This window comes from Nitrosospira sp. Nsp18 (assembly GCF_900103145.1).
Lineage (GTDB): Bacteria > Pseudomonadota > Gammaproteobacteria > Burkholderiales > Nitrosomonadaceae > Nitrosospira.
The window spans coordinates 25,371-38,877 of sequence record NZ_FMWY01000013.1; the positions used below are offsets into that span (position 1 = coordinate 25,371).

General features: G+C 51.0%; 14 protein-coding genes and 1 tRNA gene. 5 read left to right on the top strand and 10 right to left on the bottom strand.

Annotated features, from left to right (window positions below; genetic code table 11):
* Window positions 1-50 precede the first annotated feature (50 nt).
* From ppsA to BLS94_RS15215, 5 genes are all read left to right on the top strand, one after another.
* Window positions 51-2,441, top strand: a complete 2,391-nt coding sequence (gene ppsA, locus BLS94_RS07695) for a phosphoenolpyruvate synthase (protein WP_090959272.1) — start codon at window positions 51-53, stop codon at window positions 2,439-2,441.
* Window positions 2,442-2,492: 51 nt separating this feature from the next.
* The gene (locus BLS94_RS07700) at window positions 2,493-3,107 is read left to right on the top strand and encodes an undecaprenyl diphosphate synthase family protein (RefSeq protein WP_072767371.1); all 615 of its coding nucleotides are present in this window, start codon (window positions 2,493-2,495) and stop codon (window positions 3,105-3,107) included.
* A 59-nt stretch (window positions 3,108-3,166) separates the two neighbouring features.
* Window positions 3,167-3,346, top strand: coding sequence for a hypothetical protein (locus tag BLS94_RS07705; RefSeq protein WP_072767372.1), 180 nt, complete (start codon window positions 3,167-3,169; stop codon window positions 3,344-3,346).
* 295 nt (window positions 3,347-3,641) lie between these two features.
* Window positions 3,642-4,049: a hypothetical protein gene (locus tag BLS94_RS07710; RefSeq protein WP_090959275.1), complete on the top strand. Its 408-nt coding sequence runs from the start codon at window positions 3,642-3,644 to the stop codon at window positions 4,047-4,049.
* A 492-nt stretch (window positions 4,050-4,541) separates the two neighbouring features.
* Window positions 4,542-5,159, top strand: a complete 618-nt coding sequence (locus BLS94_RS15215) for a PEP-CTERM sorting domain-containing protein (RefSeq protein WP_090959278.1) — start codon at window positions 4,542-4,544, stop codon at window positions 5,157-5,159.
* 457 nt (window positions 5,160-5,616) lie between these two features.
* Here BLS94_RS15215 and BLS94_RS15220 read toward each other — a convergent pair whose 3' ends face one another.
* The 10 genes from BLS94_RS15220 to petA form a co-directional block, all read right to left on the bottom strand.
* Window positions 5,617-6,711 carry a putative bifunctional diguanylate cyclase/phosphodiesterase gene (locus BLS94_RS15220; RefSeq protein ID WP_256325332.1) on the bottom strand — a complete coding sequence of 365 codons (1,095 nt, stop codon included), beginning with the start codon at window positions 6,709-6,711 and terminating at the stop codon, window positions 5,617-5,619.
* A complete protein-coding gene (locus BLS94_RS15225; protein ID WP_256325333.1) occupies window positions 6,594-7,385 on the bottom strand; it encodes a GGDEF domain-containing protein in 792 nt (263 codons plus the stop codon). Before BLS94_RS15225 ends, BLS94_RS15220 begins: the two co-directional genes overlap by 118 nt.
* 23 nt (window positions 7,386-7,408) lie before the next feature.
* On the bottom strand, window positions 7,409-8,863 hold the full coding sequence (locus BLS94_RS07725) for an ATPase domain-containing protein (protein WP_090959281.1): 1,455 nt from the start codon (window positions 8,861-8,863) through the stop codon (window positions 7,409-7,411).
* Window positions 8,856-9,278 (bottom strand): hypothetical protein, encoded by a 423-nt coding sequence (locus BLS94_RS07730; protein WP_090959285.1) that lies wholly within the window; start codon window positions 9,276-9,278, stop codon window positions 8,856-8,858. The genes BLS94_RS07725 and BLS94_RS07730 overlap by 8 nt, the downstream gene beginning before the upstream one ends.
* A 422-nt stretch (window positions 9,279-9,700) precedes the next feature.
* Window positions 9,701-9,776, bottom strand: a tRNA-Thr gene (locus BLS94_RS07735).
* A 65-nt stretch (window positions 9,777-9,841) separates the two neighbouring features.
* Window positions 9,842-10,267 (bottom strand): ClpXP protease specificity-enhancing factor, encoded by a 426-nt coding sequence (locus tag BLS94_RS07740; RefSeq protein ID WP_090959288.1) that lies wholly within the window; start codon window positions 10,265-10,267, stop codon window positions 9,842-9,844.
* Window positions 10,264-10,863 carry a glutathione S-transferase N-terminal domain-containing protein gene (locus tag BLS94_RS07745; RefSeq protein ID WP_072767381.1) on the bottom strand — a complete coding sequence of 200 codons (600 nt, stop codon included), beginning with the start codon at window positions 10,861-10,863 and terminating at the stop codon, window positions 10,264-10,266. Before BLS94_RS07745 ends, BLS94_RS07740 begins: the two co-directional genes overlap by 4 nt.
* Window positions 10,864-10,919: 56 nt before the next feature.
* Window positions 10,920-11,657 carry a cytochrome c1 gene (locus BLS94_RS07750; RefSeq protein WP_090959291.1) on the bottom strand — a complete coding sequence of 246 codons (738 nt, stop codon included), beginning with the start codon at window positions 11,655-11,657 and terminating at the stop codon, window positions 10,920-10,922.
* Window positions 11,654-12,901, bottom strand: a complete 1,248-nt coding sequence (locus BLS94_RS07755) for a cytochrome b (protein WP_090959294.1) — start codon at window positions 12,899-12,901, stop codon at window positions 11,654-11,656. The genes BLS94_RS07750 and BLS94_RS07755 overlap by 4 nt, the downstream gene beginning before the upstream one ends.
* Window positions 12,902-13,507, bottom strand: a complete 606-nt coding sequence (gene petA, locus BLS94_RS07760; RefSeq protein WP_090959297.1) for a ubiquinol-cytochrome c reductase iron-sulfur subunit — start codon at window positions 13,505-13,507, stop codon at window positions 12,902-12,904.

The following is a 13,507-nucleotide window of genomic DNA, read 5'->3' on the forward strand; positions in this document are numbered from 1 at the left end:
TTATCCGGGCGCGATTCACGCAATTTTGATCACTCGAACAGGAGCAGAAATTGAACGATTCACGATACGTGTTATGGTTTGATGAGTTGCGCATGACCGATGTGAGTAGTGTCGGGGGAAAGAATGCGTCTCTGGGAGAAATGATCAGCCAACTGGCCGAGGCAGGCGTTCGGGTTCCCGGTGGTTTTGCAACAACCGCTGATGCCTATCGCGATTTTCTGGATCAAGGCGGGCTGACGCAGCGTATCGAAAAGAGGCTTTCGGAGCTTGATACCGGAGATATCAAAGCGCTGTCAGCCGCTGGCGCGCAGGTCCGGAGCTGGATAGTCGACACACCGATACCCCCACGTCTGGAAAAAGAAATTTCCGTTGCTTACGACAAAATGCTGCACGATGCGGGGGGGAGTGAAATCTCTGTCGCGGTGCGTTCCTCGGCAACCGCCGAGGATTTGGCAAACGCTTCATTTGCAGGACAGCAGGAAACCTTTCTTAATATCCATGGACTGGATAATTTGCTCAAGGCGGTCAAGGACGTGTTTGCGTCACTCTACAACGACCGTGCTATTTCTTATCGCGTACACAAGGGTTTTATCCATTCCGAAGTGGCGCTATCCGTCGGTGTGCAGCGGATGGTTCGCAGCGACATCGGTGCCGCCGGCGTGATGTTCACGCTGGATACCGAATCCGGTTTTGATAAAGTGGTTTTCATCACGTCCTCCTATGGACTCGGTGAAACCGTGGTCAAAGGTGCGGTGAATCCGGACGAATTCTATGTTTATAAACGTACGCTGGCGCAAGGGAAACCCGCAATTCTAAGGCGCAACCTTGGTTCCAAGCTTATCAAGATGCAATTTGCAACAAGTAATGATACTGGTCATTCGGTGGAAACCCTGGATGTGGAAGAGGCCGATCGCGTGAAGTTTTCGATTACCGATGCGGAGGTGGACGAGTTGGCCCGTCACGCAGTCGTTATTGAGCGGCATTATCAGAGGCCGATGGATATCGAATGGGGCAAGGACGGCCTGGACGGCAAGCTCTATATATTGCAAGCTCGGCCCGAGACAGTGCAGGCGCTGGCCGGGGTGGATACGCTGCGGCGCTATCGCTTGAAGGGAAAGTCGGATGTGTTGGCTTCAGGGCGCGCCATTGGCCAAAAGATAGGCAGCGGACCGGTGCGCCTGATCTTGAACGCCAGCGAAATGTCGCGAGTGCAGGAAGGTGACGTTCTGGTGACCGACATGACCGATCCCGATTGGGAGCCTGTAATGAAGCGCGCTTCGGCCATTGTGACCAATCGTGGCGGCCGAACCTGCCATGCCGCAATCATTGCGCGTGAGTTGGGCATTCCGGCGGTGGTGGGTTGTGGTAACGCGACCGGGTTATTGACAGAAAACGAGATGGTCACGGTATCCTGCACGGAGGGCGACACCGGCCATATCTATCGGGGTGTCCTGGAAATTGAAGTGACCGATCTCGCGCTCAAAAGCATGCCGAAGCCACCAGTGAAGATAACCCTGAATGTAGGCAACCCGGAACTGGCGTTTGGATTTCAGCGGTTGCCAAATGATGGCGTAGGGCTCGCGCGGCTGGAATTCATCATCGCTCGCATGATCGGTATACATCCCAAAGCTGTGCTGCATTATCCCGATCTTCCTCAAGACTTGAAACAGCAAGTGGAAAGCCAAAGCGCAGGTTACCCCGATCCGGTCAGCTTTTATGTGGAGAAATTGACAGAGGGCGTCGCCATGCTGGGCGCCGCGTTTTTCCCCAAACCTGTCATTGTTCGTCTTTCTGACTTTAAGTCCAATGAATATTCCAGCCTTATTGGCGGGCAACAGTATGAGCCTACTGAAGAAAACCCCATGATGGGCTTTCGCGGCGCTTCACGCTATGTAGCGACAGATTTTCGTGATTGTTTCGAACTGGAATGCCGGGCATTGAAAAAAGCGCGAATTGAAATGGGTCTTACCAATCTGGAAATCATGGTTCCCTTCGTGCGGACGTTGACCGAAGCCAGGCGAGTGATGGAGCTACTTGAAGAGAACGGATTGAAGCGCGGCGAAAACGGGTTGCGGCTCATCATGATGTGTGAAATTCCCTCCAATGCGCTGCTGGCGGATCAATTTTTGGCGTACTTCGATGGTTTTTCCATTGGGTCCAATGATCTTACACAACTTACTCTTGGGTTGGACCGCGATTCCAGCCTCATCGCCGAATCCTTCGACGAGCGTGACCCGGCGGTGAAGGCGCTACTGCGGATGGCTATTCAGGCATGCCGTAGAGTGAACAAATACGTGGGGATATGCGGCCAAGGCCCATCCGATCACCCGGATTTGGCGCGATGGTTGATGGAAGAAGGAATCGAAAGCCTGTCGCTCAATCCTGATACGGTGGTCGATACCTGGCTGTATCTGGCGGAAGAAGCAAAAGAAAAGATATAATTTCAGCGGGCTTGCCGCGCGATCTCGAATATGTTTTGTATGAGGATATAAATGGCGAAAAACGGTATTCCCCGACATATCGGCTTTATTCCCGATGGTAACCGGCGCTGGGCCCAGCACCATGGCCTGCCTAAAGAGGATGGGTATGGCCGCGGCATTGACCCGGGGCTATCCTTATACGAAATATGCAAGGATCGCGGAATAGATGAAGCGTCTATTTATTGTTTTACGCAAGACAACACCAAACGGCCCAAAGCTCAGAAACTTGCTTTTACCGATGCGTCCGTGGCATTTGCTTTCGAGATTGCGCGCAGGGGAGCCGCCCTGCTTGTTGTAGGCGATGAGACTTCGGCGCAGTTTCCCACCGTGCTGGAAGAGTTCAGGACGCGCCAAGGCACGGGCATGAAAGTCAATTTACTTATTAACTATGGCTGGGAATGGGACTTGAGAGGTCTTAAGGACGGCAGCCTGCGTTCAAACGACGTATCGCGCCTGGACCTTATTGTAAGATGGGGAGGGGGGCGCCGCCTGAGCGGCTTTCTGCCGGTGCAATCGGTTTATGCCGATTTCTATATTCGGGACGAATACTGGCCGGATTTCCAGCCTCAGCATTTTGATAATGCACTGTCCTGGTTCAAGCGGCAGGACAGGTCATTTGGCGGGTGAGCTATTGCAGGTCCCGAATTGAAGTCAAATCTGAACTATTTCTAGTAGGGAGGTCCAACATGTCAGTTGCCTCAGATGCGAAAAGAATGTTCGTGGAAAATCTTAATTTGTATGGTGACGAGCAAGCCCAGCCGGAAAAATATAATCTTTACCTTGGCCTTATCTATCTGGCTGCGTCAGTGGAACAAATTCAGCAGGATTTAGAGCAAATCAAGCAAGCGCTAGCCAAGCGCGATTAACAGGCTGCGAAAAATCAGCCTGCATCCCGGACAGTCATGTCGTCCACTTGCAACTAATTTCAATTGTTAACAACTTAATCACATTTATGTGACGTCTTCTTCACATGTCTTATGGCAGTCTAGTGCATAACATATGTGAACCGCAAGGCTGCCTGTACGGCTCATAACTGTACGAGACGTAACATACAGCTATGAGACGGGTACCTAATTGATGAATTCGGCTGACTTACTAGGCTATTCCTGAGGTAACAATTCTTTGATACTTGTTTAGAGTCCAAAAGAGAAGGGGGAAGCTATGAAACAGGCTTTTTTTCATGTTCTGATGATTTGTTTATTTCTCCCGATGTTATGGGTGATCTTCGTTTCGCTAAATAGTTTTGGTTATCCCTTGATGGAACAATATACGGACAAGTCCGTCAAGTTTTTTATCGCACTTCCTTACTTTTTTCTTGTTGCGTCTGCATTATATGCGTCGAGCTGGATTGCCGAGCGGTTGGCAGTATATTTAGTGCGGAGTTTCGGGAAACCAGAGGAAAGCAACTGCCAGCCCGAGGATATAGCATGGCCAGGCAAGGTGCTTGATTCAGTCCTGTCTGAAAAAAATCGTTCCGTTTTCACCCAAAAGGTCGAGGTCTGGCTAAAAGACAACATAATGGCAAAAATCGTAGTGGGAGTTATCATTGGTTTTGTGCTGGCCATATAAAAATTCGGATCCGCGAGAAGTGCGGCAGCATTGCATTTGGCACATCCATGAGGCACAGTCCCATTAACTGAATAAATCCTAGTTAGCGGTAGGAAAGCGGCTTCGGGTTGAGATGTGGGCTTGGAAGACGGTAGGGGTCCGCGCTATGTCTATAAACGATAAAAATGACTTAGAGGAAATCTTCTAAGTCATTTTTGTTTATGGCACCGACACCAAGAGCGGACTCGGCGCTCCATTTTAGATGGATGGGTTTGATGGGCTTTATGACGCATCGTCGAAAAATGTGTTAGTTTTAAATTATAGCACTGAGATCGTGGCGATATTTCAACAAGTCGCATTCAATGCTCAGCTCCAAATCCTACTAAAAGTGTCGCCTTCATTCGAGGCGGTTTAACTTGTCTGACCGAGAATACAGAAGAATTAATTCTGTCAGGTTATTGTCCATTTTGAAGACTCTACTTATTATTGAAATTCCCCCGAGGAGAAATAAAAATGAAAAAATTGCTATGTGGGATTGGATTTGGAATTGCATCAGTGGCCTCGGCGCCGGCATCTGCAATCGTTGGATATGCAGACGAAGTGGTCGATTACTTTGACTCAGGCGCCGGTCCGATTGCCGGTCCCTATGGAGGGTTGGGAGGGTCGTTTCCAATTCCAGTACCTACCAGTGTTGTTCTAGGAAACGACGTTGTGGGCAGCGAGACTTTCCTGTCTTTACCGACCGACTCCTACGTTACCGTTCGCTTTACTGACGAGATAGTGAAAAATGGAGCGGGTTCCGATATTTTTATCCAAGAGGACGCCGCCGCGGGTGAAGTTGCGAATGTATACGTCAGTTCCGACGGAAACATGTTTACCTTCCTCGGCCTTGCGCAAGGGGGCGTACAAACGGGTCTCGACCTTTCATCAATTGGGTTTACTGGTCAGGTAAATTACGTCAAGGTTATGGGACTTGATACCAACGGAGGATCTCCAGGATTTGATGTTGTCAATGTGCAGGGACTAAATGTTATTCCAGTTCCGGAACCCGAAACCTACGCGATGTTTCTGGCAGGCTTAGGTCTGATGGGTTTCATGGCGCGACGCAGGTCGCACAGACAAGTTTCATAGTCGAGGAAGAAGACTGAACTACCACTTACTAAAAGTAGAACGTTCACCCAGATCGCCGAGGCACCTGGACGAGATGACGCGGACTTCGATGCTTATGCCAGCGGTGATCACCGTTTGAAGGGGATCAGGTCATTTGGGATTACATTACTCCCGTGTGAGTCACATTGTGAAATAGCAATGGCTGACAAGAAACAAGACCTGACCCGTCTGCTGCTGTTGTACAGGCTGCGCCGAGCGGCGAACTGCTTGAGCTAATTAATAACCTATCGTGCTGGATCGTGGCTTCCTTGACGTGCATGTTCACCCAAAACGGGAACGAATCAACGGGGTCAGACTCGGTTGATCATGAAATAACGGGTTTCGGCCCTATAGATTCTCAAAGGGGTGGGTGATCCGCGCCGTTGGCATCTAAATACAACATGCCCAGCTATGAATCAGAAGCGAAAAGTTTTGGTTGTTAAATGTGAGAGGCAGGTTTTATCCCGGTTTGCAGCAAGGTGGCGAGTGCCTCTGCCGTTATCGGATGGCTGAAATAGTAGCCTTGGCCCACATCGCAATGTTTAGCCAGAAGAAATGTGCGCTGTTCCGGTGTTTCCACACCTTCCGCGATGACGCGAAGCTTGAGGCTTTTGCCCATGTTGATTACGGCGCTGACAATGGTGGCATCGTCCGGGCTGCTGGTAATTCGGCTCACGAACGACTGGTCGATCTTCAGGGTATCAATCGGAAACTGCCTCAAATAGCTGAGGCTGGAATAGCCCGTGCCAAAGTCATCGATCGCGAGCTTGACGCCCAGGTCTGCAAGTCCATGCAGTATGGAATCAGTAAACTCGGCATCTCGCATAAGGACGCTTTCCGTCAGTTCGAGCTCCAGATAGCGCGGTTCCAAGCCTGTATTGTTAAGCGTCGCGCGTATATTTTCCAGAAAATCCGTGGCGTTGAACTCGAGGGCAGAGGTATTGACTGCAATGGTGATCGGCCGCAAGCCAATCCGTATCCAGGCTTGGGCCTGAAGACAGGCTTCGCGCAGAACCCATCGGCCAATGGGCAGGATCAGCCCGCAGTCTTCGGCGATGGGTAAGAACTGCAATGGCGGCATCAGCCCTCGTTCCGGATGCTGCCAGCGAATAAGCGCCTCGACACCGACAATCAAGTTGCTGTGAAGATTTATTTTCGGCTGATAATGCAGCACGAATTCGCGCCGTTCCAGTGCTCGGCGCAGACCGACCTCGATCGACTGACGCTGAACGGCCCGAATATTCATGGCCTGCTCAAAGAATTTGTAACTATCGCGTCCATTTTCCTTGGCGTGGTACATCGCCGTGTCCGCACTTTTGGTCAGGGCTTCGGCATCCCGCCCGTCGTCCGGGTAAATGCTGATGCCGATACTTACCGACACGTGGAGCTCAAGCTCACCGATGTGGTGTGGAACAGCTAGCGCAGTAAGTATTTTTTGCGCACTGATAGCCGCGTCGTCCGGATGCTTGATAGAAGAAAGCAGCACCACGAATTCGTCGCCACCCTGCCGACTGACGGTATCCGAATGACGCATACAACGCACCAGGCGGCGTGCAACCGACTGTGTAGCAGCTGGTCGCCAACGGCATGCCCCAGGGAATCGTTGATGTGTTTAAATCGATCCAGATCCATGAACAGCATAGCAAATTGCCGACCCTGGCGGCGGGCCAGCTCAATCGCGTGGCTAAGCCTGTCCTGCAGGAGCATTCGATTAGGTAAACCGGTTAGAACATCATGGTGGGCCAGATGATCCAGCTGAGCTTTAGCGGTTTCGACTTGCTGGGTCATTTTATGGGCTTCAATTCCAGAGATGACCAGCTGTGCGTTCGCGTCCTGCATCATCCTCAGGCGATCTTCGGATCTTTTTGCCTGTACCACATCTGCGGCGCGAATTACCCCCTCACGCAAGGTGGCTTCGCCTTCTCGTGCATGGGCTTCCCCTTCCCGTATCTGTGCCGCTCCCTCGCGCAGATGCGCAGCATTTTCGCGTAAGTCGGCCGCTTTTTCACGCATATGCGCGGCGTCTTCCCGTGCGGTGGCGGATTTTTCGCGCCGCAAAACAGCCGCCTCATCGTCAAAGACAGCACTTCCCCCGCGTGGGATATCCTTTTCCGGAGAAGCTGTCAACCTATCCTTATGCTGGCTTGAAAAGCGCGGTGGATCCGATTCGTCGGGGTCAGAAGCGCCGCCATTGTCATTTCTGCTCATTGCCACCTTTAATCACCTGATCCCTAACCAGGGCTGATGGTTGGCTTGCCCGACAGGATACCGGCATAACCGGACAAGGCCTCACCGATAATGATGCCTTCGTCTGTAATATCGAACAATCGAACGTCCTTGCTGTGATCGCTGCTACGAACTTTAACGACCGAGAAGACGCGCTTGAGCTGGCCTTCGAGTTCGACATAGCGCTGCACGATAATTGCGTCGGCGAGAAAAGCACTTCCAAACGGACTGAAGCGCAAATCAGTGTAACGATCTTCCAGTTCAGAGGTCATCAATATGGTCACGCCCATGTTAGTAAGCTGGGCAATCATTCTGTACAGCGATCCGCGAAAATCTTCGCTAAACTCGGGCGCCAGTGCCAGCTCAAACCCGGATAAGGAGTCAATGACGAGCCGCTTCGCCTGCATTTGATTAATCATTCCAATCAAATCCTGCAAGGTTTCGTCAATCGACAAATCCAGGGAACGTGTGTTAATCAAACCAACCTGCCCATTCTTCACCAAGGCAGACAGTTTGTTGCTCAACAATTGGCTTGGGCTCTTCTCAAACGCCGCAATTACACCTGGCTCCCCTCTGCGCGCACCTTCGCTGAGAAATTCCGTCGCCAATATTGTTTTTCCAGAGCCGGATGGCCCGACCACGAGTAGCGAATATCCCGCTGGCAAGCCGCCACCCAGCATTTTATCGAGGCCAGGTATTCCCAAGGAAATGCGTTCCTCGCCGATGGATACCGACTCAACCTCTGTGCCTTGTTCGATAATCGCACGGGGAAAAACTTCGATTCCTTTATCACTGATACGAAACGTATGCAAACCCAGTGCCTGAGCTTGACCGCGCATTTTGATCACTTGCATCTTGCGCACCATTGAATTCCGATGCATATTCTGTGAAAGCCACAGAATGCCGTCCGCCACTGTAAAGACGGGGCTTGACTCTGATTCCGGCGCCATGTATTCGCCGATTAAAAATGTCGTTGCCTGCCAGGTCGTCATTTGCATGCCCAGTTGCTGGACAAACCGCTGCAGTTCGAACTCGCTCTGTTCCCCCTGCTTCGCTGCCTGTACCACTGATCGAAACGAATCGACAAATACGAAGCTGGGAGTAAAGTCTTTTACTTCTTCCGCAATGCGCGCTAATACGCGGTCAAAATTTCCCTCCATGAGGTCGACAGACAGGTTGATGAAGCGAATGGATTCCGCAATTTTATCAACTTCAAAAAACGGAAACTGCTGTTGATAACGAAGCATCTTTAAAGCGGGTTCGCCGAGTACCGTGAAGAACAGCGCTCGATTATTCGGCGTTGTCAACGAAAACATGATTTGATGAGCGAGGGTCGTTTTTCCACTTCCCGGCGAACCTGCTATCAGGTTAAACGAAAATTCCGGCAGGCCTCCACCCAACAGGCTGTCCAGGCCCGGTACGCCCGTTGCCAGGCGACGTATGCTCAGCTTTTCACTCATTTTTGAACTCCTTGCCGGTCTCGTTCGGAATTTCCGCAGCCCAAGCCAAATGTAGAATACGGTTGATTAACTGCTCGCCGATTAACGAGGCCAGGATGTCGGTTAAAGTGATCAATAACAGGCTGTTTGCTTCGCGGACCTGCACAGGCGATTGTCCTTCAAAGCTTATTTTTAATTCTGCGAACCGGTGATTTTTCTGTGGCGACAAGGTAATCGCTGGGAGCTCAGGAAATGTTGACCGGCTCAGGAATATGCTTCTCACGTAAAGGGCATTGAAACCATCTTCACCTACAATCGAAATGATTTGGGTCGCCAATTGTGCCCATAATATAATTATGGCATCCGCAACTTTCTCCGTTTGCTTTGCCATCAGACTTTTAATTAACTGATGTCGCGGCAGGTCACGAGTTTCCATAAGAAAATATCAATGCGGTTCAGCTGACCAGGTTAGGGAGTCCCGGGTTTTGTGATTGGATTGTGAGTCTGTACATTGAATCGGCTTCGGGCACAGGCCGATATCTGGTTGGTATGCCGTTACGAAACGGCTATATCATAACAGCATGACTCTATTAGCACGCGCATTCAGCGCAACCTAAGATAAAGCCATTCGATAGCAAAAATATGAGCATTTCTGGTTCCCTTCTGCCAACGCCAGAAACGACTTTATCCGTGCCAAAAGAGAAAATTCACCAGTTGAGAGGGCAGCACGATTAGATCATGCAGCGACATCTCGGGATAGCTGTAATATGTTACAGGTATGAAACCGATGGTAAGAGTGAGCGCGCGCCACATCATACACATCTCAGATTGAAGGGAAAGCTAAGCTTTTGTTTTTATTGGTGCCGACACCAAGAGTCGAACTCGGGACCTTCTGATTACAAATCAGCTGCTCTACCAACTGAGCTATGCCGGCGCGGTGCAATTATAGATACTGGGGGGCAGGGTAGCAAACCCTCAACGAACTAACAAATAATGCGACTATTTTACGATCTGAAAGCGTCGCTTGTCACCCGTAGAGGGTGACGTACCTTTGGATAAGGGTGACTTGGCCAGTTCTTCAATACCAGCGTCAGCCGGTGTTGTACTGACGTCGCCCTCAAGGGTGAAAAGAACGCCCTGCGAGGTCTCTTTGGCAAATATTCCCTGAACCGCGCCAACCGGAACTGAAATTTCGCGTGAGACACCGCTAAACCGGGCGGAGAACTGGATCAAGTCATTACCCAGAGTAAGATGATGTGCGGCATCGGAGCTGATGTTAAGTATGATTTCACCGTCTTTCACAAAATTATCCGGTACGCGAGTCTGGGCATCTACTTTAACTGACAGATAAGGCGTGAGCCCGCTATCGGAGCACCATTCGTAGATAGCACGAATCAAATAGGGCTTGGTCGACAGCTCTTTCACTTTCGCATTGCCTTCTCGGATGCCGTGAGCGCGTCAATGAATGCTGGCCTGCTAAACAGCCGTTCTGCGTATTTCAACAACGGTGCAGCCTGCTTGGGTAGCTGAATGCCATAGTGATCCAATCGCCACAGCAGTGGCGCGATCGCCACATCCAGCATGGAAAAATCATCCCCCAGCATGTGTTTCTGCTTGGCGAATACGGGCGCAATCACGGTCAGGTTATCGCGAATCGCCGCGCGTGCTTTGTCCGCGGTTTTCGGATTTCCATGCTCGACCGCGTCAATATGACAAAAAAGTTCCTGCTCAAAGCGATACAGGAACAAGCGCGCACGAGCCCGCATAACCGGGTCGGCGGGCATTAGTTGTGGATGAGGAAACCGGTCATCAATATATTCATTGATGATGTTGGATTCGTACAGGATAAGATCACGCTCTACCAGCACGGGAACCCGGCTGTAGGGCGTCATTATCGCCAGATCTTCCGGCTTGTTATGCAGGTCGACATCGATGATCTGAAAATCCATACCTTTCTCGTACAGCACAATACGGCAGCGGTGACTGAACGGACAGGTGGTTGCTGAGTATAACGTCATCATATTTGGTTACTCTCAGCGCAAACGATTTGGGTACATCTTTCGTAAAGGGGAAATAATCAATGAATGTCCTTCCAATATTCATGTTTTAGCGCATAGGTCAGCGCCAGCATGCCAAACAGGAAAAGCATCACAATAATTCCTATTTGCACTCGCTTGGTTGCAGCCGGTTCACCTAGGTAAACCAGGAAGTTCACCAGGTCGGCCACATAGGCTTCATATTCTGTTTTCGAGAGCGTGCCTGGTTTATCCAGCTTCAGTTCCTTTACCTCATGCGTACCACCGTGACCATCGTCGACGGAGTTCGTCACCAGCGATTGCTCGCCCTGCAACTGATAGAGTACATGAGGCATGGCGGCTTTATCGAATACAAGGTTATTCCAGCCCGTAGCGGTGGAGTCATCACGATAAAACTTTCGGAGATACGTATAGAGCCAATCAGCACCACGAGAACGAGCGATTACCGATAGATCAGGCGGGGCGACACCGAACCACTGTTTGGCTTCTTTGGTTTTCATGGCGACAGTCATGAGTTCACCCACTTTCTGCCCGGTAAATATAAGATTGTCGCTGATCTGGTTCTCGCTCAGGCCGAGATCCCGTAGTCGGTTGTAGCGCATGTATTCAGCACTGTGGCACGACAGACAGTAGTTGACGAAAGTCTTGGCGCCGCGTTGCAGCGAGAGCTTATCGCCCGACCGGATTGGCGCCTGATCCAGCTTTACGGTTGACTCGCTGGCAAATGCGACAAGCGGAGCCAAGCATAAAATAGCTAAAATAGTTGTTATTTTTCTCATTCTTTCACCCTGGTCGGTTCAGGCTTGGTTTTATCTATCTTGCTGTACCACGGCATAAGGATAAAGAAGGCAAAGTAGATTACCGTGAATATTTGCGCAAGTGTCGTGAACAGCGGGGTGGGTGATTTGGTGCCAAGGTAGCCAAGTACGAAGACGCTAATGACAAAGAGCGTGAGGGCAAACTTGAAAATAGGGCCTTTATAGCGAATAGACTTTACGGGACTACGGTCCAGCCAAGGTAACAGCGCGAAGATCGCGACCGATCCGCCCATCAGCACGATGCCCCAAAGCTTGGCGTCTATCCACAGGAAATTGATGGTGACCGCCCTCAGCATCGAGTAGTACGGAGTGAAGTACCATACCGGTGCGATATGGTCAGGCGTTTGCAACGTATTGGCAGGAACGAAATTGTTGTACTCAAGGAAGTAGCCACCCATTTCAGGGGCGAAAAATATGATCGCGCAGAACACGATCAGGAACACGATGACGCCGAAAATATCCTTGACCGTGTAATACGGGTGGAAGGGGATACCATCGACGGGAATGTGTGTTACGGGATCTTTATATTTTTTGATTTCAATCCCGTCCGGGTTGCTCGAGCCGACCTCATGCAGCGCCAATATATGAACCACTACCAGCGTCACAAGTAAAACGGGTAGAGTCACGACGTGATAGGCAAAGAAACGGTTGAGCGCAGCATCCGAGAGCATGAAGTCACCCAGAAGCCAGTTCGAGAGTGTTTCGCCTATTACCGGGATCGCGCCGATCATGCTCACGATCACCTGTGCGCCCCAATAGGACATTTGCCCCCATGGGAGGATATATCCGGTAAACGCCAGCATCATCAGCATGAAGAATATTCCCATGCCGATCAGCCAGAGAAGCTCGCGCGGCTTGCGGTACGAGCCGTACATCATCCCGCGGAACATATGCAGGTAGACCACCACGAAGAACATGGATGCGCCCGTGGAGTGCATGTAACGGATCAGCCAGCCGAAATCCACGTCCCGCATGATATATTCCACCGAGGCGAATGCCATGGTGGCGTCCGGCTTGTAGTTCATGGTGAGGAAAATGCCGGTAAGAAGCTGATTCACCAGCACGAGCATGGCTAGCGAGCCGAAGTAATACCAGAAATTGAAATTCTTCGGCGCGTAGTATTCGGTGAGATGAGCCTTCCAGTTGGAAGTCAGGGGAAAACGTGCGTCTATCCAGTCGACCAAGGACGCTAATCGCTTGCTCATTTATGCGGACTCCTTACGATCAGACCCGATCAACAGGGTGGTATCGCTTAAATACAGGTGAGGGGGGACGACAAGGTTGGTAGGTGCAGGCACGCTTTTGTAGACGCGACCCGCGAGATCGAACTTGGAGCCGTGGCAGGGGCAGAAAAAACCGCCCAGCCAGTCGGCACCGAGGTCCGCAGGCGCAATATCTTTGCGGTATACGGGAGAACATCCCAGATGGGTACAGACCCCTTCGACTACCAGAATCGCCGGTTTGATGGAGCGTGTTTCATTCTGCGCATACTTGGGTTGCTGGTCTTTTTCCGATTTTGGATCGGATACCTGCCCGTCAAGCTTCTTCAGATCAGCCAGCATTTCAGGGGTGCGATTCAATACCCATACCACCTTGCCGCGCCATTCCACCAACAGCAGCATGCCTGGTTCAACCTTGCTGATGTCCACCTCAACCGGGGCGCCCGCCGCTTTTGCACGTTCGCTGGGCATCATGCTCATCATGAAAGGGGTTGCCACGGCAACGCCTGCGATCCCGCCCGCAATCGAAGTTGCGGCGATGAGAAAACGTCTCCTGCTGTTCATTTCCTGTTTTTTCTCAATATCTGCCAT